This is a genomic window from Shewanella intestini (assembly GCF_018221465.1).
Taxonomy (GTDB): Bacteria; Pseudomonadota; Gammaproteobacteria; order Enterobacterales; family Shewanellaceae; genus Shewanella; species Shewanella intestini.
The window spans coordinates 1-23,282 of record NZ_JAAIKR010000020.1 but is presented as its reverse complement, the minus strand read 5'-3'; the positions used below and the strand labels follow the sequence as shown (position 1 = coordinate 23,282).

Annotated in this window: 23 protein-coding genes; 21 read left to right on the top strand and 2 right to left on the bottom strand. The window is 42.4% G+C overall.

From position 1 onward, the window contains the following. Window positions 1–80: 80 nt before the first annotated feature. A complete protein-coding gene (locus G3R48_RS15885) occupies window positions 81–1,307 on the bottom strand; it encodes an FAD-dependent monooxygenase (RefSeq protein ID WP_153661511.1) in 1,227 nt (408 codons plus the stop codon). A gap of 211 nt (window positions 1,308–1,518) precedes the next feature. On the opposite strand from G3R48_RS15885, the gene G3R48_RS15880 reads away from it, so the two are divergent. From G3R48_RS15880 to G3R48_RS15850, 7 genes are all read left to right on the top strand, one after another. After that, complete coding sequence (locus G3R48_RS15880; protein WP_153661513.1) at window positions 1,519–1,881, top strand: hypothetical protein; 363 nt, start codon at window positions 1,519–1,521, stop codon at window positions 1,879–1,881. A 91-nt stretch (window positions 1,882–1,972) separates the two neighbouring features. After that, window positions 1,973–3,400, top strand: a complete 1,428-nt coding sequence (miaB, locus tag G3R48_RS15875) for a tRNA (N6-isopentenyl adenosine(37)-C2)-methylthiotransferase MiaB (RefSeq protein WP_153661515.1) — start codon at window positions 1,973–1,975, stop codon at window positions 3,398–3,400. 146 nt (window positions 3,401–3,546) lie between these two features. Next, window positions 3,547–4,632, top strand: a complete 1,086-nt coding sequence (locus G3R48_RS15870; protein ID WP_153661517.1) for a PhoH family protein — start codon at window positions 3,547–3,549, stop codon at window positions 4,630–4,632. Next, a complete protein-coding gene (gene ybeY, locus G3R48_RS15865) occupies window positions 4,629–5,090 on the top strand; it encodes an rRNA maturation RNase YbeY (protein WP_153661519.1) in 462 nt (153 codons plus the stop codon). Before G3R48_RS15870 ends, ybeY begins: the two co-directional genes overlap by 4 nt. A 49-nt stretch (window positions 5,091–5,139) precedes the next feature. Beyond that, complete coding sequence (corC, locus tag G3R48_RS15860) at window positions 5,140–6,018, top strand: CNNM family magnesium/cobalt transport protein CorC (protein WP_153661521.1); 879 nt, start codon at window positions 5,140–5,142, stop codon at window positions 6,016–6,018. Between the two features lie 3 nt (window positions 6,019–6,021). Then, window positions 6,022–7,599 (top strand): apolipoprotein N-acyltransferase, encoded by a 1,578-nt coding sequence (lnt, locus tag G3R48_RS15855; protein WP_212593393.1) that lies wholly within the window; start codon window positions 6,022–6,024, stop codon window positions 7,597–7,599. Then, entirely contained in the window at window positions 7,596–8,111 is a 516-nt protein-coding gene (locus G3R48_RS15850) for a prepilin-type N-terminal cleavage/methylation domain-containing protein (protein WP_323741213.1), read from the top strand. Before lnt ends, G3R48_RS15850 begins: the two co-directional genes overlap by 4 nt. Before the next feature lie 74 nt (window positions 8,112–8,185). Here the strand turns inward: G3R48_RS15850 and G3R48_RS15845 are convergent, their stop codons facing one another. Further along, a complete protein-coding gene (locus G3R48_RS15845; protein WP_153661523.1) occupies window positions 8,186–8,686 on the bottom strand; it encodes a zinc ribbon-containing protein in 501 nt (166 codons plus the stop codon). 120 nt (window positions 8,687–8,806) lie between these two features. On the opposite strand from G3R48_RS15845, the gene leuS reads away from it, so the two are divergent. From leuS to lipA, 14 genes are all read left to right on the top strand, one after another. After that, window positions 8,807–11,386, top strand: coding sequence for a leucine--tRNA ligase (leuS, locus tag G3R48_RS15840; protein ID WP_153661525.1), 2,580 nt, complete (start codon window positions 8,807–8,809; stop codon window positions 11,384–11,386). Window positions 11,387–11,560: 174 nt separating this feature from the next. Further along, a complete protein-coding gene (locus G3R48_RS15835) occupies window positions 11,561–12,067 on the top strand; it encodes an LPS-assembly lipoprotein LptE (protein ID WP_153661527.1) in 507 nt (168 codons plus the stop codon). After that, entirely contained in the window at window positions 12,067–13,098 is a 1,032-nt protein-coding gene (gene holA, locus G3R48_RS15830) for a DNA polymerase III subunit delta (RefSeq protein WP_153661529.1), read from the top strand. Before G3R48_RS15835 ends, holA begins: the two co-directional genes overlap by 1 nt. Continuing rightward, a complete protein-coding gene (gene nadD, locus G3R48_RS15825; RefSeq protein WP_153661531.1) occupies window positions 13,099–13,719 on the top strand; it encodes a nicotinate-nucleotide adenylyltransferase in 621 nt (206 codons plus the stop codon). A 175-nt stretch (window positions 13,720–13,894) separates the two neighbouring features. Beyond that, complete coding sequence (gene rsfS, locus G3R48_RS15820) at window positions 13,895–14,224, top strand: ribosome silencing factor (RefSeq protein ID WP_212593392.1); 330 nt, start codon at window positions 13,895–13,897, stop codon at window positions 14,222–14,224. Next, window positions 14,224–14,694, top strand: a complete 471-nt coding sequence (gene rlmH, locus G3R48_RS15815; protein ID WP_153661535.1) for a 23S rRNA (pseudouridine(1915)-N(3))-methyltransferase RlmH — start codon at window positions 14,224–14,226, stop codon at window positions 14,692–14,694. Before rsfS ends, rlmH begins: the two co-directional genes overlap by 1 nt. Before the next feature lie 83 nt (window positions 14,695–14,777). Then, complete coding sequence (gene mrdA / locus G3R48_RS15810) at window positions 14,778–16,634, top strand: penicillin-binding protein 2 (RefSeq protein ID WP_212593391.1); 1,857 nt, start codon at window positions 14,778–14,780, stop codon at window positions 16,632–16,634. Then, window positions 16,631–17,737, top strand: a complete 1,107-nt coding sequence (rodA, locus tag G3R48_RS15805; protein WP_153661537.1) for a rod shape-determining protein RodA — start codon at window positions 16,631–16,633, stop codon at window positions 17,735–17,737. Before mrdA ends, rodA begins: the two co-directional genes overlap by 4 nt. A gap of 61 nt (window positions 17,738–17,798) precedes the next feature. Further along, on the top strand, window positions 17,799–18,743 hold the full coding sequence (gene mltB, locus G3R48_RS15800; protein ID WP_228497323.1) for a lytic murein transglycosylase B: 945 nt from the start codon (window positions 17,799–17,801) through the stop codon (window positions 18,741–18,743). Further along, complete coding sequence (locus G3R48_RS15795) at window positions 18,733–19,575, top strand: septal ring lytic transglycosylase RlpA family protein (protein ID WP_153661541.1); 843 nt, start codon at window positions 18,733–18,735, stop codon at window positions 19,573–19,575. The genes mltB and G3R48_RS15795 overlap by 11 nt, the downstream gene beginning before the upstream one ends. A gap of 163 nt (window positions 19,576–19,738) precedes the next feature. Then, complete coding sequence (locus G3R48_RS15790; protein ID WP_153661543.1) at window positions 19,739–20,947, top strand: serine hydrolase; 1,209 nt, start codon at window positions 19,739–19,741, stop codon at window positions 20,945–20,947. Between the two features lie 123 nt (window positions 20,948–21,070). Beyond that, the gene (gene ybeD / locus G3R48_RS15785; RefSeq protein ID WP_153661545.1) at window positions 21,071–21,337 is read left to right on the top strand and encodes a DUF493 family protein YbeD; all 267 of its coding nucleotides are present in this window, start codon (window positions 21,071–21,073) and stop codon (window positions 21,335–21,337) included. Between the two features lie 114 nt (window positions 21,338–21,451). Further along, window positions 21,452–22,102: a lipoyl(octanoyl) transferase LipB gene (gene lipB, locus G3R48_RS15780; RefSeq protein ID WP_153661547.1), complete on the top strand. Its 651-nt coding sequence runs from the start codon at window positions 21,452–21,454 to the stop codon at window positions 22,100–22,102. A 1-nt stretch (window position 22,103) separates the two neighbouring features. Further along, window positions 22,104–23,069 (top strand): lipoyl synthase, encoded by a 966-nt coding sequence (gene lipA / locus G3R48_RS15775; RefSeq protein WP_153661548.1) that lies wholly within the window; start codon window positions 22,104–22,106, stop codon window positions 23,067–23,069. Window positions 23,070–23,282: the final 213 nt, after the last annotated feature.

Below are 23,282 nucleotides of genomic sequence, written 5' to 3'. Positions count from 1 at the left end.
AGCAACAAACATCATCAGTCAGCGTAAAAAAGTGACTAACATTTAACGAAAAAATGCCCTACTGCACCGTTTAATGATGCCTAATCAATTCCGATGGCATATTTCAACACCTTACGCTTTAATCCTGAATCAATATTTGCCAGTTTTAAAGCGCCATTGCGTAAAATTTTTAAAGGTAAAATATCATTACTAAAACCGGCATAAAACGCATCCATTGCGGTCATCATTAATTGATTATCGTAATAACGTTTACATTGATATTGCTTTAACACTGATGTGCCATACCACAATTGATTGTCACCAATGGCTTTAGCCACACTTGCCACCAACACGTCGACATCTTTAAAGCCAATATTAACCCCTTGACCAGCTAACGGGTTGATGGTGTGTGCCGCATCGCCAACAATCACGACATTATCTACATAATATTGTTGTGCATGGCGCCGAGTTAATGGAAAACTGCCTTTATCTACCACGGTAAAGTTATTAGGAAGGCGACTTGGAAAATGCTGTTTAATTTGCTCAGCTAATTGAGACGATGACAATTGCATCAGCTGCTTTATACGACTAGGGCTGTCATACCAAACTAACGAAGCATGGTTATTAGGTAATGGTAATAAACTGCGCGGCCCAGAAGGCGTAAATTGCTGCCATGTTACCGCAGGAATCGGCTCTTCAAGGGAAATATTAATTAACATTGCCCATTGGCCATAATCCCAACCTGTTACGCCAATATTAGCCCATTGACGCACTTGTGAATTAGCACCATCAGCCCCTACCAATAATGAGGTTGATAATTCGGTGTCATCGCTAAGTTTAATGGTTAAGCTTTGCTGGGTATCTCTGGTTATGCTTGCAACACTAGCAGGACATATAATATCGACATTATTGATATGATCAATTTGCTGCCACAAAGCCAATTGAATTAAACGGTTCTCAAAAAAATATCCCAGTTTATCTTGTGAAATTTGTTCAGCACTAAACTGGGTAATAAAACCGTCAAGTTCCCATGTTTCTAACCCCGTGTATGCCACATGACGCATACTGAGCAGTTGCTCCATTACCCCTAAGCGACCTAATAAATTCGCAGAAGCCACACTCAAAGCTGAAATGCGCACATCAAGAGGTTGCTTATCATCAAATGCACTGGGCTTATTTGTGTCAATAACCGCAACTGAAAGCCCCAGTTGACCTAAACCAATTGCTGTTGCCGCGCCAATCATGCCGCCGCCAACAACAACGACATCAAAATGTTGGTTCACAGGTATTGATGGATCAGTTGAGCTGTTATGGGAAATGTCTTGCATAAATACACCCTGTATAAATACATCAAAAAAGTTATGTCTAAACATGTCAAGTAAAGACAAATCATGTCGATTCACACTAATGCGTGATCAAATGTGTCTCAATAAGCACTTTGCCACACTTGCTTACATAGCAAACTAACCTCATGACAACCTCTTCCTATACTCAACTTGTCTGATGAATATTCTAGCGATAAAAGTAAGAGAGGATGCCATGAAAAAGTCACTAATGCGTCATTATCTTAAACCGGCAATGCTTGCCTCAGTTTTGTCGATAAACAGTTCAAACATGGTTTTTGCTGATACAAATAATCAGCACCAAGTCAGCGAAAATACCAGCGTGATGGAAACCATCACCATTGTCTATAAAAATGCGTTTGATTATGCCTTATATCGCCATACCACAGAAATGTTGACGACTTTTAGGTTGCAACTGCAAAGCGATATTATGGTCGATGCCCGTCAGCAAAGTAAAACAATGGCCTGTGATTTTGGGATTTCAGTAGCAATATCAGCACCTTTATTAGAAACCCCAATTCCATTAGATTCAACAAGGGTATTAGCAGCGCCACATTAAAGCCGCCCAAAACACCACAAAAGCTAGCCACAAGAGTGAACAACAGTTAAAATGTCGCGCTATTTTTACTATGGGTTACCGGCGAGCACAGATGAGTAAAAAACTTCATATCAAAACTTGGGGCTGTCAAATGAACGAGTACGACTCGTCAAAGATGGCCGACTTACTTGACGACTATCAAGGTTATACCTTGACCGAAGAAGCGTCAGAAGCAGATATTTTACTGCTAAATACCTGTTCTATTCGCGAAAAAGCGCAAGAGAAGGTATTTCACCAGCTTGGTCGCTGGAAAAATTTAAAAGATAAAAACCCGAACCTCATCATTGGTGTCGGTGGCTGTGTGGCATCCCAAGAAGGTAAAGCCATTAAAGAACGGGCACAATGTGTTGATATTGTATTTGGCCCACAAACTTTACATCGCTTACCAGAAATGATCGGCCAAGTTGAACGCGGCGAAAAAGCCGTGATTGATATCAGCTTCCCTGAAATTGAAAAGTTTGACCGTTTACCAGAACCTCGCGCAGAAGGCCCCACCGCATTTGTTTCTATTATGGAAGGGTGTAGCAAATACTGTTCATTCTGCGTAGTGCCATATACTCGTGGTGAAGAAGTCAGTCGCCCGCTTGACGATATCATTTTAGAAATTGCACAGTTAGCAGAACAAGGCGTACGTGAAGTCAATTTACTTGGTCAAAACGTTAATGCTTATCGCGGTGCCACCCACGACGATGACATTTGCAGCTTTGCTGACTTATTACGTTTAGTGGCGACCATCGATGGTATTGACCGTATTCGCTTCACCACCAGTCATCCAATTGAATTTAGCCAAGACATTATTGATGTATATGAAGATACACCAGAATTAGTCAGCTTTTTACATTTGCCAGTGCAATCAGGTTCTGACCGCATTTTAACCTTAATGAAACGCGGACACATGGCCATTGAATTTAAATCAATTGCTCGTCGTTTACGTAAAGCACGTCCTGATATTCAAATTAGCTCAGACTTTATTATTGGCTTCCCAGGTGAAACACAACAAGACTTTGAAGACACAATGAAGCTGATAGAAGATGTGGCATTTGACCATAGCTTTAGCTTTATTTATAGCGCCCGTCCTGGTACGCCAGCGGCAGACTTGCCAGATAACGTCTCAGACGATGAAAAGAAACAGCGCCTTGCAATATTACAAGAGCGTATTACCCAACAAGCCATGCGTTACAGCCGTCATATGTTAGGCACAGTACAACGCATCTTGGTAGAAGGGCCTTCAGTTAAAAACCCAATGGAACTTCGTGGTCGTACTGAAACCAACCGCGTAGTGAACTTTGAAGCGCCTCACCAGCATATTGGCAGTTTCGTTGATGTGGAAATTGTTGACGTTTACACCAATTCATTACGCGGCGAATTTATTCGCGGTGAAGATGAGATGGATTTACGTAAAAGCCTTCGCCCAGCAGATATCCTCGCAAAACATAAGCAAGATGATGACTTAGGTGTCACTCAGTTTACCCCTGAATAAATCTAACTCGTGGTAGAAAAAGGCGGCTTAGCCGCCTTTTCTTTTGCTTATTGATTAGCGGACATCTGGTGTCACTAGCATTTCCAGCAACAGCCTCGTACACTTAAGGTAATAGGCAGTATTTGATTAACGATTTGGAGCCATAATTGACCACGAAAGTCACCACCATGAATTTGTATCTAGAGCCGTCTGATACCCGTCGTTTATCTTCTTTATGCGGCCCTTTTGATGACAACATCAAACAACTAGAGCGACGCTTAGGTGTAGAAATTATTCATAAAAATAATCATTTCACTATTGTTGGTATTCCCAAAAGTGCACTCAACGCCAATAACTTACTTAAACAGTTATACATTGAAACCCAACCAATGCGAGGCAGCACCCCGGATTTAGAGCCTGATACCGTCCATCTTGCCATCCAAGAAGCCATCGCCATTGAAGCAGACAATACCGACACTGATAGCGACCTGCATATTAAAACCAAACGCGGCGTTATTAAGCCTCGAAATCCAAATCAAAGTACCTATGTCGCCAATATTACGCGCCATGATATTAGCTTTGGCATTGGCCCTGCAGGTACAGGCAAAACTTATCTTGCTGTTGCTACAGCCGTTGATGCATTAGAGCGTCAAGAAGTGCGTCGTATTTTATTAACTCGCCCCGCCGTTGAAGCGGGTGAAAAGCTCGGGTTTCTGCCGGGTGATTTAAGTCAAAAAGTCGACCCATACCTGCGCCCACTTTATGATGCGTTATTTGAAATGATGGGATTTGAGCGTGTAGAAAAACTCATTGAACGTAACGTGATTGAAGTCGCCCCGCTTGCCTATATGCGGGGTCGCACCTTAAATGACGCCTTTATCATTCTTGATGAAAGCCAAAATACCACGGTTGAGCAAATGAAAATGTTCTTAACCCGTATTGGTTTTAATTCTCGTGCGGTGATAACCGGTGATATTACCCAAATAGATTTACCTCGCAGCCAAAAGTCTGGCCTTAGGCATGCCATTGAAGTGCTCAGTGAAGTGCCCGAAATCAGTTTCAATTTCTTTATTGCCCAAGACGTGGTTCGTCACCCGGTTGTAGCACGTATTGTTGAAGCCTATGAAGCATTTGACCAACAGCAAAATCGTGAAAAAGAAGCCAAACAACAAGCCTATTTAGCACGACAAGCCTCAGCGGATATTAACAACACCATTGCAACTGAGTTTAACCATCAGGACAAACAAGCATGAGCTTAACTTTAGATTTAGACTTACAGATTGCCATTGAACACCCGAATTTGCCTTCGCAAACTGATTTTGAGAAATGGGCAACCACGGCCATTGGCAACAGCATGAACCAAGCACAATTAACCATTCGTTTGGTTGACATTGAAGAAAGCCAAACATTAAACCACACCTACCGCAACAAAGATAAGCCGACCAATGTTTTATCTTTCCCTTTTGAAGCACCGCCAGAAGTTGAATTATCTTTACTTGGTGACTTAATTATTTGCGTAAATGTTGTGGAATTAGAAGCTAAACAACAAAATAAAACCTTACAAGCCCATTGGGCTCATATGGTCATTCATGGCTGCTTGCATTTGCTAGGGTATGACCATATTATCGATGCAGACGCCGAAGAGATGGAGTTACTAGAAACTCAATTAATCCAAGGCTTAGGCTATGACAACCCATACAAGGAAACCTAAATAAAATTAGACATTGTGATTGGCACATTTTCTAATTTTGGAAATAACTATGAGTGACGAAATCCCCCCGAGTACAAACGCCCCAAAGAAAAGCTGGTTCGATAAATTTAACCAATTATTCCAGGGCGAGCCTAAAAATCGCGAAGAATTAGTCGAAGTGATTGCAGATGCTGAACAACGCGACTTAATTACTGAAGACACCCGCGAAATGATTAAAGGTGTATTAGAGGTAACCGACATGCGTGTACGGGACATTATGATCCCAAGAGCACAAATCGTCACCTTACAAATTGACTCCACTGTTGAGCAATTACTTGCAACAGTCATTGAGTCAGCACACTCCCGTTTTCCTGTCGTTAATGAAGACAAAGATCATATTGAAGGCATTTTACTGGCTAAAGACTTGATCCAATACGGTTTCAAGCAAGCAGAAACGCCGTTTTCATTAGCTAAAATTATCCGTCCTGCTGTCGTTGTGCCTGAAAGCAAACGCGTCGATGTATTATTAAAAGAATTCCGCTCACAACGTTACCACATGGCCATTGTCGTCGATGAATATGGTGGCGTATCCGGTGTTGTCACCATTGAAGATATCCTAGAAGAAATCGTTGGCGAAATTGAAGACGAATTTGACCATAGCTCAGTAGAAGACACTGAAATAAAACGTGTCGGTAACTCGGTCTTCTTAGTTAAAGCATTAACTGAAATTGACGATTTTAATGAGGCTTGCGGCACGCAATTTAGTGATGAAGAGTTTGATACCGTTGGCGGATTAGTTGCTCACGCATTTGGTCATCTACCAGAGCGTAATGAAAGCATCATGATTAGCGGTATTGAATTTACCGTTACCAACGCCGACAGCCGCCGTCTAAATCAACTTAGAGTCAAGCTCCCCGATCAACGTCACAGCGAAGGTTCAACTGACTAACCCGTGTTAAATCCATCCTTACTTAAGTCCCGTTCAGGGCTAATAGCACTGGTGACAGCATTTTTTGCTGGCGCCAGTACTGCAGGTGCATTTGCACCCTATTCTTGGTGGGTAATCTACCCTCTAGCATTAGCATTTGGGTTATATCAAAGCCGATATTTATCCCCTAAACAAAGCCTACAATATTGGCTAAGTTTTGGTTTTGGTAGCTTTGTTGTCGGGATCAGCTGGGTGCATGTCAGCATGGCGACCTATGGTGGTATGCCATTGATTGCCTCGATGGCGTTAATGGCGCTGTTGGCGCTATATTTAGCGCTGTATCCAGCATTGTGCGGTTACTTGCTGGCTAAGTTAATGCCCAATCAGCAAGCAAGCATATCTTCAACGAGCAACTATTGGCGCTTTCTAGGCTTGTTCCCTGCTTTATGGGTATTAACTGAATGGCTCAGAGGATGGATATTAACCGGCTTCCCTTGGTTATGGGCCGGCTACAGCCAAACCAATGGACCATTAAGTGAGCTTGCCAGTTATATTGGCGCATTAGGAATAAGCTTTGTTATTGCGTTGTGCGCTGGCGCACTGGCGTTACTTGTGCAAAAAAAATGGTTAGCCAGCGTGGTTATTTTTCCCGTTGTGACTATTGCGGTAATCTTAGCGCCACATTACAACCCGATTCACCCCAACGGTAAAAGTATTAATGTTGCCCTTGTACAAGGCAATATTGCCCAGAGTATGAAATGGGAGCCTGAGCATTTATGGCCAACCATGCTCAAATACATGGACTTAACTCGCGATCACTATAATCACCAACATGATATTGATTTAGTTATTTGGCCAGAAGCTGCCATTCCAGCACCTGAAATGATGGTCGATGATTTTCTATTTACCGCCAATGACTCTGCAAATTTAAACCAAACGGCCATTATCACCGGCATTATTAGCAAAAAAGATAGCGGCTACTACAACGCATTAATTGTGTTGGGGAACCAACATAAAAAACAGCAAGCTCAAGGTGACTATCAGGTCAATGGAGACAACGAATACTTAAAGCACCATTTGTTGCCTATAGGTGAATTTGTGCCACTTGAAGCATTATTACGCCCTATCGCGCCATTTTTTAATTTGCCAATGTCTTCATTTCAACGCGGGCAATATCAACAACCTAACCTTAATGCATTAGGCTTTAAGGTTGCCCCTGCCATTTGCTATGAAATCGTTTTTCCAGAGCAAGTTCGTGCCAATACTTATGCCGATACCGATGTGCTGTTAACCGTTTCAAATGATGCTTGGTTTGGCACATCTAATGGCCCGCTACAACACATGGAAATTGCTCAAATGCGCGCAATTGAAATGGGAAAACCACTACTTCGTGGCACAAACAACGGCGTAACGGCAGTGGTTGACCCTTATGGGAAAATCACTCAACAATTGCCGCAATTTGAAAGTGGCGTACTCGTTCAAAAAGTGGCGTTATATCGCGGCGACACTTGGTTTAAACACTTTGGAGAATCACCAATACTGCTTTTATGTAGTTTGCTACTATTATTAGGCGTAACAATAAAAGCAAAGGCAAAAGTGTGATCTCTATTAGCAATAACAATACAGTCAATAACAAAGCCGCTGGCTTTACATTGATAGAGCTCGTTGTGGTGATTATTATCCTCGCCGTCATTGCCATCATTGCCGCGCCGCGCTTTATTAACCTCACAACGGATGCAAAAAAAGCAGCGCTTGATGGCATTAATGCCTCAATTAAAACGGCAAATAGTTTGGTTTATGCCAAATCGCAAATACCCAGCACGCAAGTACAACCTGTTTCAGGACGTGATGACATCATTGATATTGACTTAGATGGTGACGGTATTTTTGAAACCCGCTTAAAATGGGGTTACTTAGACAATACCGACTTAGATAAATGGGCCGATATCGATGACAGCTTTACGACTCAATTCCAAGGGATTGCCAACACTTATGTAGGTTATGACCTCGATGGCGATAATCAAGTCACTGACGATAATTGTTATTTCCATTATGTCCAGGCTGCAAACAGCAGTACAGGCCCGCAATACAATATTGTCGACTCAAATTGTTAACCCACATCACGCTTGAACAGACTACTAAGCACGCTTAAAGAGTCTGTTCAAAGATAACTTTATTATCCAGTGTTTTACGGCGCTAAAGCCTCACGACTAAATTCACCATGATCACAGTTTGGGCAACCAGGAATAATTGATGGAAACTCGATATCCAATTCATGATGGCATTGATTACATATCACCTTTCCTTGGTTAATCACTTCACCCGCCCGATACACACCTTGATGCTCAAAATCACTGGTTATTTCATGCCACTGAACTTGGCTACGATCAGATAATCCTCCCAACCATTGCCATAATGTTTCTTCCATGGCGATCACCGCAGGGCTAAAACGAAAATTATCGGCATTTTCTTGTTTTAAGAAACTGGCAATATCACGCTTTAAAAAATCTTCTACTAAATCTAACTCATCATCTTTAACGGTCGATTTCAGTTTTAAGTAGTCCTTTCCTTTAGTGACAGAGTCAAACAAACTTTTAGTTGTCAAAGAGTTATTTTGTTCGTATTGGCGTTTGACTTGTGTAATTAAGGCTTGATACAAGTCTAATAAAGCAGAACTTCTTTCACTCATAATCAATACTCCTTCATCCGAACCTTTTTAATACATCACTTCTAGTTTATTCTATGCAGTTATTCGTCACGCTAATTAGCGTTAGATCAAACAATGGGCGGCATAGCCGGAAATAGATTGATGCAAGAGCAATATAATCCCTCAGAAATTGAAACCTCAGTCCAAAAGTACTGGGAAACCAACAAAACATTTGAAGTAACAGAAGATGCGAGCAAAGAAAAGTTTTACTGCCTTTCTATGTTTCCATACCCTTCAGGCCGACTTCATATGGGACACGTGCGTAACTACACCATAGGTGATGTTGTTGCTCGTTACCAGCGTTTACAGGGTAAAAATGTGCTTCAACCTATTGGTTGGGACTCGTTTGGTCTTCCCGCTGAAAACGCAGCCATTAATAACAAAACGGCACCTGCACCATGGACCTATGAAAATATCGACTACATGAAAAACCAACTTAAATTATTAGGTTTTGGTTATGATTGGAGCCGTGAAATCGCCACGTGTACGCCTGAATATTACCAGTGGGAACAATGGTTCTTCACCCAACTTTACGAAAAAGGCTTAGTTTACAAAAAGACGGCGTCTGTGAACTGGTGTCCAAACGATGAAACTGTGCTTGCCAATGAGCAAGTACAAGACGGTTGCTGCTGGCGCTGTGACACTGAGGTGGTTCAAAAAGAAATTCCTCAGTGGTTCATTAAAATCACTGATTACGCTGAAGAGCTGTTAAATGATATTGATCAGTTAGACGAATGGCCTGAACAGGTTAAGTCTATGCAACGTAACTGGATTGGCCGCAGTGAAGGTATTGAAATGACCTTCAATGTTGCAGGCAGTGACGACACATTTGATATCTATACCACTCGTCCAGATACTGTCATGGGCGTCACCTATGTTGCTATTGCAAGTGGTCACCCATTGGCTGAGCAAGCAGCGAAAAACAACCCAGAATTAGCAGCATTCATCGAAGAATGCAAAAACGTTGATACAACCGAAGCCGCTATGGCTGCAATGGAGAAAAAAGGCGTTGCAACCGGTCTTAATGCCGTTCACCCACTGACTGGCAAAGAAGTGCCAATCTGGGTCGGTAACTTTGTATTAATGAACTACGGTACTGGCGCAGTGATGTCTGTACCAGCTCACGATCAACGTGACTACGAGTTCGCTAAAAAATACGGCTTGAGCATTGAAGCTGTAATTAAGCCAGCTGACAGCGATGTCGACGTCTCAGAAGCGGCATACACTGAAAAAGGTGTATTGTTTAATTCTGGCGAGTTTGACGGTCTTGAATTCCAAGCGGCATTCGATGCCATTGACGCTAAACTGACTGCACAAGGTAAAGGTAAGCGTCAAGTTAACTTCCGTCTACGTGACTGGGGTGTATCTCGTCAGCGTTACTGGGGCGCGCCAATTCCAATGGTGACCCTTGAAGACGGTACAGTAATGCCAACTCCAGCAGAACAACTTCCGGTTATCCTACCTGAAGATGTGGTGATGGATGGTATTCAAAGCCCAATCAAAGCAGACAAAGAATGGGCTAAAACCGAAGTTAACGGTCAAAGCGCACTTCGCGAAACAGATACTTTTGATACCTTTATGGAATCGTCTTGGTACTATGCGCGTTACTGTAGCCCGCATGCAGATCAAATGCTTGACCCTGCTAAAGCCAACTACTGGTTGCCAGTGGATCAATACATTGGTGGTATCGAGCACGCTTGTATGCACCTATTGTACTTCCGCTTCTTCCATAAATTGTTACGTGATATCGGTTTAGTTGATTCAAATGAGCCAGCAAAACGTCTTCTGACTCAAGGAATGGTATTAGCTGACGCTTATTACTATAACAACGAGAAAGGCGCTCGAGTTTGGGTTTCACCAACCGATGTCACCGTTCAAGAAACTGACGACAAAGGCCGTGTTGTTAAAGCGGTAGACAAAGAAGGTCATGAACTGGTTTATACCGGTATGAGCAAAATGTCTAAGTCTAAAAATAACGGTATTGACCCGCAAGAAATGGTCGATAAATACGGTGCTGATACCGTACGTTTATTTATGATGTTTGCAGCACCTCCTGAGCTAACACTTGAATGGCAAGAGTCTAGCGTTGAAGGCGCACATCGCTTTATTAAGCGTTTATGGAAAACCACCCATGACCACGTTGCTCAAGGCGAAGTGGTTGCTCTAAACCCTAACGCACTAGACAACAACCAAAAAGCACTGCGTCGTGAACTGCATAAAACCATTGCTAAAGTCAGTGATGATGTTGAGCGTCGTCAAATGTTCAATACTGCTATTGCCGCCATTATGGAGTTAATGAACAAACTCCAAAAGGCACCCGCTAACAACGACCAAGACCGTGCATTAATGCAAGAAGCATTATCAGCGGTAACTCGTTTACTTTACCCTATTATTCCTCATACTTGCTTTAGCATGTGGAACGCATTGGGTAATGACACTGACATTGAACATAGCTTATGGCCAACAGTCGACGAGTCTGCCTTGGTTGAAGACAGCAAACTTATTGTCGTGCAAGTTAACGGGAAAGTGCGAGCCAAAATCACCATCGCAGCGGATGCAACTAAAGAAGAAGTTGAAGCGCTAGGCATGGCAGACGAAAACGTCCAGAAATTTGTCGAAGGCTTAAACATCGTTAAAGTAATTTTTGTTCCTGGTAAACTACTTAGCATTGTTGCTAAATAAACTGCCACAATAATAGCTTGAAAGATAAAGGTTCAGTTCTGGTTGGAACTGAACCTTTATTTCACTTAACATACCCACATATTAGTCTGTTTATTAATGGTTTTAATTACTGTTAATATTATTAATAAGCATGATTTAATTGCCCACTAATCGCAGCGTAACACAGGAACTACCATGTCCCTTTTCAAAGCTTTTTCTTTCAAACAGGTTGTGTCAATCGTCTTAGTGACCTTGATGATGTCCGGTTGTGGCTTTAGGTTGCAACAAAGTTACTCTATCCCTACCCAGTTAAGCACCTTGCATTTAACCAGTAGCGATGAATACAGCGAGCTAACTCGTATTCTCAATGACCGATTACGGGTCAATAGCATTAACCTTGTTCAGGCCAGCGATAATGTTCCAATACTTCGCTTGGTAAACGACTCTTTAGAACGTGCCACGCTGTCACTGTACCCAACAGGGAATGTGGCCGAATACGAACTGATTTACCACGTCAATTACACCGTGGTCTTGCCCAATGAAGAGCCACAACACTTTAAAACGGCTATTCGACGTGACTATAAAGATGATCCGCGTACCGCGTTAGCCAAAAGCCGAGAAATGGAACTGTTGGTAAAAGAAATGCGCAGCCAAGCAGCGGATCGTATTGTCCAAACATTGGCAACTATCGGAAAAAGTTAATGCGGGTATACCCAGATCAACTTAAACTACAGCTTTCGCCTTTACCTAATATCGTATTGATCTTTGGTGATGACCCTTGGTTAGTTGATAACAGTAAACAACAGGTACTCAACGCCGCGCGTAAACAAGGGTTTGAGGAACGTATTCAGCTCACCCAAGAGTCAGGGTTTAGCTGGCAAGATTTATTGCAAGAATGGCAATCAATGAGCTTATTTGCCAGTCGCCGCATAATAGAACTGACCTTACCTAACGCCAAACCTGGGGCAGAAGGCGCCAGTGCCTTTCAAAGCATTTTAAGCGATCTCAATCCCGATATTTTATTGATTCTTCAAGGGCCAAAAGTCACCGCGGAGCAAACAAACAGTAAATGGTTTAAATCTCTGGACGCCAAAGGCGTATACATCCCTTGTACGACCCCTGAAGGCAAACAATTTGAACGTTGGCTAGATAACCGCATTAAGCATTATCAATTAACCATCAATAGCGATGCCAAAGCGATGATGTTTACTTTATTTGAAGGTAATCTATTAGCAGCCGAACAATCTATGCAGATGTTGCAACTCGTTAGCCAAAATGAGCAAGTCAGCGCCCAGCAATTACATCAATACTTTGAAGACCAATCTCGTTTTAGTGTATTTCAGCTCACTGACGCGTTGCTGCTCAATCAGCAGAAAAAAGCCCAACACATTTTGGCGCAGCTACAAAGTGAAGGCACTGCCATGCCGATTTTAATGTGGTCGTTATTTAAAGAAATTAATTTATTATTAACGTTAAAAGTGGCTAGTGCCCAAGGCACGCCATTGGCTAAGCTTTATTCTCAACATCGTATTTGGGACAAACGCAAACCCTTGTATCAATCAGCATTAAGCCGTCTTGAATTAGATCACTTAGAACACATGCTCAGTTTTACCTCAAAGCTTGAGCTCAACTTAAAGCAGTATGGCAAAGAAGATTGGGTCGCCACAGCGCACTTGTGCTTGCTGTTTGACCCTCGAGCACACAATCGTCTTGCCCATATTGAGTTAACCTAAATGCGCATTGGTATTTTAGGCGGCACCTTCGACCCAATCCATATTGGTCATATTCAACCCGCCTTAGATGCTTATCAACAACTCCAACTTGATAACGTTTGGTTGATGCCCAACCACATACCGCCACACAAAAGCCAAACATCGGTCAGCACTGAGCATCGATTAAATATGGTCAAGCAAGTGTGTCAGCAATTTCAAGCGTTTGAGCTGTGCGATATTGAAGCCACCAGAAACGCCCCATCGTATTCTGTCACCACATTAAAGCTGCTGAAGCAAAAATACCCTCAGCACACATTTTATTTCATCATGGGCATGGACTCATTTATCAACTTGCCGTCTTGGTATAACTGGCAGTCACTGTTTAATTATTGTCATATTGCCTTATGTGCTAGACCCGGTTGGCAACTACCTGCTGACTCTTGTATGCAGCAACAACTCAACCAAAGAAACCAGCACGATAATCAACAAACAGGACAAATCCATCGTATTAAAAGTCAGTTACTAGCCATTTCATCAACTGAAATTCGTGCGCGCATTCAACATCGCAATAGCACCGACGCCATGTTAATGCCATACACCGCACAATATATTCAACAGCATCAATTATACGGTGTTAGTTAAGCCTAATTTCATATCCAAGCTCTAACGTCACATTAACATCAACAAAATTGCACCATTTAGATAACATCCGCGAAGGAATGAATAAATTTACTCCGTCTAAGCTGGCTCTTAATTGCGCATTGATAGGCATTTTGCGTATAATGCTCCGTTATTTTTGACTAATGAGGTAATTCGCGTGCAAAGCACCGAACTGAAACAATTTGTTCTCGATAAAATCGACGACTTAAAAGCAAAAAACATCACAGTATTAGATGTTGCCAATCAATCAACTATCACTGAAACCATGGTGATTTGTACTGGTACTTCAAAAACTCACGTACGCGCAATTAGCGAACACGTTGTCGTTGAAGCTAAAGGGGCAAACGTGCCACCGCTTGGTGTTGAAGGCCGCGATAGCAGCGAATGGGTTCTGGTTGACCTTGGTGACGTAATCTTGCACGTCATGCAAGAAGACACACGCGAATATTACCAACTTGAAAAATTGTGGACTGAACAAGACGCCTAATGAAGCTACAGCTTATTGCCGTCGGCACAAAAATGCCTGCGTGGGTTACCACAGGTTTTGAAGAGTATCAACGCCGCTTCCCAAGGGATATGGCGCTTGAGCTCATTGAAATCCCTGCAGGCAAGCGTGGTAAAAATGCCGATATTGCCCGAATACTGCAAAAAGAAGGCGAACTCATGCTCGCTGCAGTGAATAAAGGTAATCATATTGTCAGTCTCGATTTACCGGGCAAAAACTGGACCACGCCTCAACTGGCTCAGCAAATGGAAAAATGGCAACTCGATGGCCGAGATGTCAGTTTACTCATAGGCGGCCCAGAAGGTTTATCACCTGCTTGTAAAGCTGCGGCTAATCAAAGCTGGTGTTTGTCAGCACTCACCTTGCCGCATCCGCTTGTACGTGTTTTAGTCAGCGAAAGTTTATATCGCGCCTGGAGCATCAATAACAATCACCCTTATCACAGGGAATAATTGTCAGCCGCTTATGTTAACCTTGTGCAACTGCTAAAGTGATCGTTTTATTCGCCTTCATAGACTAAGCTGGAGATAATTGAGTGTCGCCAAGAAAGCGCGTTACCATGCACGATCATGCCGCTGAAGCTTCGTTGTTTAAGCGTCGTGCATTATTTACCTTTATCGGTGTATTCCTGCTATTAGGTGTTTTGCTATTTAATCTTTTTCACCTGCAAGTGTCACAATTTAGTGCCTATGAAATGCGCTCTAATGATAACCGAATTAGAGTTATCCCGACCTCTCCGAGTCGCGGTCTTATTTATGACCGTAATGGTGAGATCATTGCCGAAAACCAGCCGTTCTACTCACTTGAAATCATTCCTGAAAAAGTCAAAGATATTAACGCGTCATTAGACAAACTTGAACAATATGTGCCGTTGTCTAAGGATGAACGAGAGTCTATTACTGAAAAACTCGCTCACCATCGTCGCTTTAAACCAATGACGATTAAAAACCGCTTAACCGAAAAACAAGTGGCGACGTTCAGTGTCAATCAACATGAATTCCCGGGTATTTCAGTGCATGCAGGTTTACGCCGTAATTACCCTTATAAAGATTTAATGACCCATGTCTTAGGTTATGTTGGCAAAATTAATAGCCGCGACAAAACCATGTTAGAAAAGAATGACCAATGGAAAAACTACGCTGCCACGAAAGACATAGGTAAACAAGGTATTGAAAAATACTATGAACACTTACTTCATGGCACCCCTGGGCATTTAGAAGAAGAGGTAAATAACCGTGGCCGAGTGATCCGCACCCTAAAGGTCAACCCCCCGATCCCTGGTGAAGATATTTATTTAACACTTGATTTAAAATTACAGCAAAAAGCCATGAAGTTACTCGATGGTAGACGCGGTTCAGTCGTGGCTATCGACCCACGTGATGGTGGTGTTTTAGCCATGGTGTCTAGCCCAAGTTACGACCCTAACGCATTTGTTCACGGCATTACCTCAAAAGCTTATAGCGCATTGTTAAACGATAAATCACGGCCATTAATTAATCGAGCGACTCAAGGGCAATACGCCCCAGCATCTACCGTGAAGCCTTTTATTGCCTTAATGGGACTCGAAAATAAAGTTGTCACTGAAAAAACCCGTATCTGGGATCCCGGCTTCTGGCAAATTCCTGGGGTAAAACGTAAATGGCGAGACTGGAAACGTTGGGGTCATGGTTGGGTAGATGTCTATCATGCCATTGTTGAATCTTGTGATATCTACTTTTATGACTTGGTTTATAAATCTGGCATCGACAAACTCAGCTCATTTATGACTCCTTTTGGCTTTGGTAGCAAAACCGGCATTGATATTTATGAAGAATCCACTGGAATTATGCCATCAAAAGATTGGAAACGAATGCGCTACAACCAACCTTGGTATGTAGGCGACACCATTTCAGTCGGTATTGGCCAAGGCTATTGGACAAGCACGCCATTACAGCTTGCCAACGCGGTTGCTACGCTTGCCAATAAAGGTCAGCCACATACACCGCATCTGTTAATGTCTGAAAAAATTAACAACGTTAAAACTGACACCCCAATCGCACCTATTGATCCGATTGTGTTAAACGATCTGCATCATTGGGACATCATTAATGAAGCCCTACGCCAAACGGCTCATCATTCACGCTTTACTGACGCCAAGTACACCGCCGCGATGAAAACCGGTACCGCGCAGGTTTTTAGTGTCAGAGAAAATGAGCGCTATGATGCTGATACTATTGCCGACCATTTACGTGATAACGCATTAATTGTGGCATATGCCCCTTACGAAAAACCCACTATTGTATTAGCTGTCGTATTAGAAAATGCGGGATGGGGCGGCGCAAATGCCGGTCCATTAGCACGGGCATTATTAGACGAATATATTTTACGTGATGACGCTAAGGTGACACCTTGAATATCCATCATCAAAAGAAAACACTGTGGCAGCGGATCCATATTGATCCGCTGTTACTCATTGGACTGCTCACCTTAATGGTGTTTGGCTTATTTGTGATTTATTCTGCCAGCGGTGAAGACCTTGCCATGATGGAGCGCCAACTCACCCGTATTGGTTTATCATTAACCATTATGTTCATTTTTGCCCAAATTAACCCTGAAATTCTCAGGCGTTGGGCGCTACCGATTTATATTGCAGGCATCATTTTATTACTCGGAGTGCATTTTTTTGGCACGATTAATAAAGGGGCGCAACGCTGGTTAAATTTAGGGTTTATGGAGTTCCAACCCTCTGAATTAATCAAACTGGCATTCCCTATTACAATGGCGTGGTATATCAGTAAGTTTCCTCTGCCGCCCAAAAAACGTTATTTGGCCGGTGGCGCAATTATTTTGTTAATTCCTACATTATTAATTGCCAAACAACCTGACTTAGGCACCTCAATTCTCGTTGCGGCATCAGGCGTTTTTGTATTATTTTTATCGGGAATGAGCTGGATAATTGTCGGCGCAATTGTGGCATCAGTTTTAGCCATGTTGCCTATTTTGTGGTACTTCCTCATGCATGATTATCAGCGAACTCGGGTGTTAACGCTACTCAACCCAGAAAGCGATCCCCTTGGTGCAGGTTATCATATTATCCAATCTAAAATTGCCATCGGCTCTGGCGGGATTTGGGGAAAAGGTTGGCTTGATGGAACACAATCGCAATTGGCTTTTTTACCCGAACGTCATACCGACTTTATTTTTGCTGTCATTGGCGAAGAATTCGGTTTAGTGGGTAGCCTATTGCTGTTAGCGGTTTATCTGTTTGTTATCGGCCGCGGCTTAGTGATTGCTTCACGCGCCCAAACCAGTTTTGCCCGCTTATTAGCTGGCAGTATTACATTAACGTTCTTTGTGTATATTTTTGTCAATATTGGCATGGTCTCAGGTATTTTACCTGTTGTTGGCGTGCCGTTACCGTTAATCAGTTATGGCGGCACCTCCATGATGACCTTAATGACTGGATTTGGCATTTTAATGAGCATTCATACTCACCGACGATTTGTTGATAGGTAAATTAAATATGTATAAAAAAATAACAACAATCTGTAGTGCTGGCATACTTGTCTATACCTGCATGACGACCTGTGCTGTTGCTGATAACGATCCTCAGGCGTTGAAACAAGCTTTTATCACCAACCAAATAGCCAATGGGTTCACCCAAGCTGAAGTGAGCGATTTTCTAGCGTCATCTCATCATAACCAAGCGGTGCTTGACGCCATTTCAAGACCTTGGGAAGCGAAACCTTGGCATCAATATTATCCGATTTTTTTAACTGAAAAGCGTTTACAAAAAGGGCTTGAATTTTGGCAAGAAAATGCCGGAATCATTGAAAAAGCGGCTAAAAAATTCCAAGTCGACCCACAGATCATTGTCGCTATTATTGGTATTGAAACCTTTTATGGTGGATACATGGGTAAATACAAAGTGCAAGATGCATTATATACACTTGGATTTTACTACCCACCAAGAGCCAAATTTTTTCGTAGCGAATTTGGCAACTTAATGTCATTAGTCAAAGAAGAAGGGCTAAATAAAGACAGCTTATTTGGTTCGTATGCCGGTGCAATGGGTTATGGCCAATTTATTCCATCAAGTTACCGCCATTACGCTGTCGACTTTAATGGCGATGGCCGCCGAGATTTACTGGGCAGCAAAGCCGATGCCATTGGCAGTGTGGCCAACTATTTCCACCAACATGGTTGGCAAATGGGCGCACCTGTCGCCCTAAAAATGAGCTACAACGGCGATGACAAACCCAAGGCCAACGTTTGGAAAAGTGAGCCTTTGCATTACAAAGTCTCAGATATTATCAGCCCTAATTTAAGCTTAAAAAAAGCCAAAGATATTGATGCCTCACAAAAGGCATTATTGGTGAAATTACAACAAAAAAACAGCACTGAATATTGGCTCGGTTTAAAAAACTTTTATGTCATCACTCGTTATAACCGCAGCCCGCTTTATGCCATGGCAGCCTATCAATTTAGCCAACAATTAGAAGCGGCATATCATGCAAATTAGTCTTAAACGCACTTTACAACTTGTTAGCGCATCAATGATAGTGTCATTGACCCTTAGTGGGTGCTCAACATCAAACCAACCGAAAAGTCAAAGTGATCGTTATCAGCTTAAACATGATGTTGCACCAACCAATGCACCTGATGTCAGTAAAATTGAAGATGCTCACCCAAGGTACGAACCTTATAGCCGCCAAGGCAATAACATGACCTACACGGTAAAGGGCAAATCTTACACCGTGCTTGACACAGCCAAAGGCTTTACTGAAACAGGTGAAGCCTCTTGGTATGGCGCTAAGTTTCATGGCCACCTCACCTCAAATGGTGAAACCTATGACATGTATTCAATGACAGCTGCGCATAAAACCTTGCCGCTACCTAGTTATGTCAAAGTAACCAACCTAGCAAACAACAAACAGGTTATTGTCCGTGTCAATGATCGCGGTCCATTTCACCCCGGCAGAATTATCGATTTATCTTATGCTGCAGCATATAAAATTGACATGTTAAAGACCGGCACAGCCAAAGTATCTATTGAAACGATACATTTTGATTCCCCTCATTCCATTGCATTAGCCAACTTACAAGACGATAGTTTGCACTTTGTTCAGGTTGTTGCCTTAAAAGATAAAAATAGGGTTGAAGCATTGGCGCAGCAGATGTCAAAGCAATATGATATTGCCAATGAAGTCGTTGCCGGAAACGGTTTTTATCGCTTGCAACTAGGCCCAATAAATCAGCAACATCTTGCTGAACAATTATTGCAAAAAATTAAGCAAAGAGGTTATCCACAGAGCTACTTATTACAAAAAGAACCCAATAACAGCAGCCACTAAACTCTGGTAGGCAATTTATTAAGCTGATGAATGAACCTTAATAATGAAACATTGCCTACAAGTGATATAATCTGCAACATTGTAGCGACATAAGAGTGCCCCATTGCGGATAACTTACTTCAACAGTCATGCTAAATTCATTAACAAGAGACGTGCCCAATCCATGAACAATATTGTTAACCGCCCTATTAAGTCACTCGTACTACTTTGTGCCGTGTCTTTTTCTTCGCTAGCGGCGATGCCTCAGCCAGATATTCGCCCACATGCAAGCGTGCCAGTTGTCACTCCTGACGTGCCGCATGTTGCTGCCGAAGCTTATGTATTAATGGATTATAATACTGGCCATGTGATCGCAGAAAAGAATTCTCACCAAAGTCGCAATCCTGCAAGTTTAACGAAAATGATGACCAGTTATGTTATTGGTCATGAAATTAAAGTTGGCAATATCTCACCAACTGATGAAGTTACCATCTCTAAAAAAGCGTGGTCTAAAAACTTCCCAGACTCTTCAAAAATGTTTATTGAAGTGGGTAAAAAAGTCACTGTTGATGACTTAAACCACGGTATTATCATTCAATCAGGTAACGACGCTTGTGTCGCAATGGCTGAACATGTTGCAGGCACAGAAGATGCATTTGTCGATTTAATGAATTCATGGGCAAAACAGCTTGGCATGAATCATAGCTTCTTTGAAAACTCACACGGTCTAGATTCTACCAACCATAAAACCACCGCTCACGATATGGCGATTTTAGGTGCTGCGTTAATTCGTGATGTGCCTGAAGAATATAAAGTGTATTCCATTAAGTCATTCACTTATAACGGCATTAAACAATATAATCGTAATGGTTTATTGTGGGACACCAGCTTAAACGTCGATGGCATTAAAACCGGTCACACCTCAGGTGCTGGCTTTAACTTAGTCACCTCTGCGACTAACAACGGCATGCGTTTAATTACTGTTGTGATGGGCACGAAAAGCTCAACTGCACGAAAAGCTGAAAGCAAAAAGTTACTTAACTATGGCTTCCGTTTCTTTGAAACGGTAACGCCTTATAAAGCAGGTGACACTTTCGTTACTCAAAAAATCTGGTATGGCGATCGCCCAACTGTTGATTTAGGGGTAATGACTGACACACCAATTACAATTGGTAAAGGCCAAGCTAAAAACCTAAAAGCTAATTTCGAACTCACCAAAGAATTAACTGCGCCATTAGGCAAAGGTGAAACTGTTGGTTTTGTTTACTTCCAACTAGACGGTAAAGATGTGGCTAAATTCCCATTAGTGACCTTAAATGAAGTAAAAGAAGGGAGTTGGTTTAGTAAATTAATGGATTATTTCAAACAAATGTTTGCGAGTTGGATAAGTTAAAAAACATTTTTTTCAACTACTTAAAGCCGCATTTATGCGGCTTTAATTTTTTCAGCTCCCCAAAGACTTGAATAAGGTATAATCAGCACCATATAAGTTTTAAATACACTGAAAGAGTAAACCATGTTAAATACAACGTTTGACGAAGTAATGGAATTCCCTAATTCATGCCCATTTAAAGTGATTGGTGATGCAGATGATACGCTCGTCGATCGCGTAGTTGCAGTGGCACAAGCTTTAGCTCCTGGGGATTACATGCCAACCACGAAAGCATCCAGTAAAGGCAGTTATTACTCGATCACTATTCGTATTACCGTCACCAGTAAAGAACACATTGAGCGAGCTTACACAGAGCTTGCTGCCATTGACGGCGTTAAACGCGTACTATAAAAACAAAAATATTCCCTGCCAACACTAAAGTTCAGTATAATCCCGACTAAATTAGTCAGATACTGTGCTTTAGGTTAGTTAGGCTCGCGTATCTAATAAGGGGAGAGGTTGCCCTTGCAAACTCAAACATTACATATCAGACACCTTGGACGTCAAGACTACGAGTCTATCTGGCACGCCATGCAGGAATACACCGACAATCGTAATAGTGACAGTCAAGATCAATTATGGATTGTTGAACACAACCCCGTTTTTACTCAAGGACAAGCCGGTAAAGCTGAGCATATCCTTAACCCGGGTGACATTCCTGTCATTCAAGTTGACCGCGGTGGACAAGTCACCTATCACGGCCCCGGTCAATTAGTGTTATATCCTCTTATCGACATCAAACGTAGCAAACTTGGCGTACGCCAACTGGTTAACCATATAGAGCAGAGCATTGTTGATATGTTAAACCAATATGATATTGCCGCTTACGCAAAAGCCGATGCTCCTGGCGTGTATATAAATGAACGTAAAGTCGCATCGTTAGGGCTGCGGATAAGAAAAGGTTGCTCTTTTCATGGGTTAGCACTGAATGTAGACATGGACTTAGCCCCATTTCAACGCATTAATCCATGTGGTTATGCCGGTCTTGAAATGGTGCAATGTAAAGCCCTTGGCGGCCCACAAACAGTGACTGAAGCCGGTGACAAGCTAGTACAAACATTAAGTAAAATATTGGGTTACCAAGATTTGGTACATCATCAAGGATTAAAAGAATAATATGAATAGGCCTGAAAGATTACAACCCGGTGTCAAACTGCGCGATGCAGACAAAGTATCTCGTATTCCTGTTAAAGTCGTACCGTCAGAAAAAGAGACCATGCTACGTAAACCTGATTGGCTGCGAGTAAAACTGCCAGCATCTAACCAGCGTATTACTGAAATCAAATCTGCATTACGTAAAAATGGCTTGCATTCTGTGTGTGAAGAAGCGTCATGCCCTAATCTTGCAGAATGTTTTAACCACGGCACGGCAACCTTTATGATTTTAGGTGCTATTTGTACTCGTCGCTGCCCATTTTGCGATGTAGCCCACGGCCGCCCACTTAAACCTGATGCCGCAGAGCCTAAAAAACTGGCTCAAACCATCCAAGATATGAAGCTCAAATATGTTGTGATAACCTCAGTGGACCGTGATGATTTACGTGATGGTGGGGCGCAACATTTTGCTGATTGTATTCGCGAAATACGTATTCTCAATCCTGAGATAAAAATTGAAATCTTAGTGCCTGACTTTCGTGGCCGTATTGACGCTGCATTAGATATCATTGCTACTGAGCCACCAGATGTGTTTAATCACAACCTAGAAACGGCACCAATGCATTACCGTAAAGCTCGCCCAGGTGCGAACTATCAGTGGTCCTTAGACTTACTTAAGCGCTTTAAAGAGCGTCATCCTAACGTACCGACTAAATCGGGCTTAATGATGGGCTTAGGGGAAACCAATGAAGAAATTGCCGACGTGCTGCGCGATCTGCGCGCCCACAACGTTGAAATGCTCACTTTAGGTCAATATTTACAGCCGTCTAAGTTCCACTTACCTGTTGAGCGTTATGTCCCACCAGGAGAGTTTAATGAGCTTAAAGCCTTTGCTGACAGCATTGGCTTTACCCATGCAGCCTGTGGCCCAATGGTGCGCTCTAGCTACCATGCGGACTTACAAGCTCAAGGTAAAGAAATAAAATAAATTAACCTATTGAATTAAAACAACAAAGCCACTTAACAGTGGCTTTGTTGTGTCTACGCTCGCAGCGCATATCAATACAAGTACAGCTGCGTGTTTACGCGAGTCTCTTAGCCACAATACAGGTTCTTTCGACTAATTTTAATTATCTGCTTATCTGCTTATCTGCTTATCTGCTTATCTGCTTATCTGCTTATCTGCTTATCTGCTTATCTG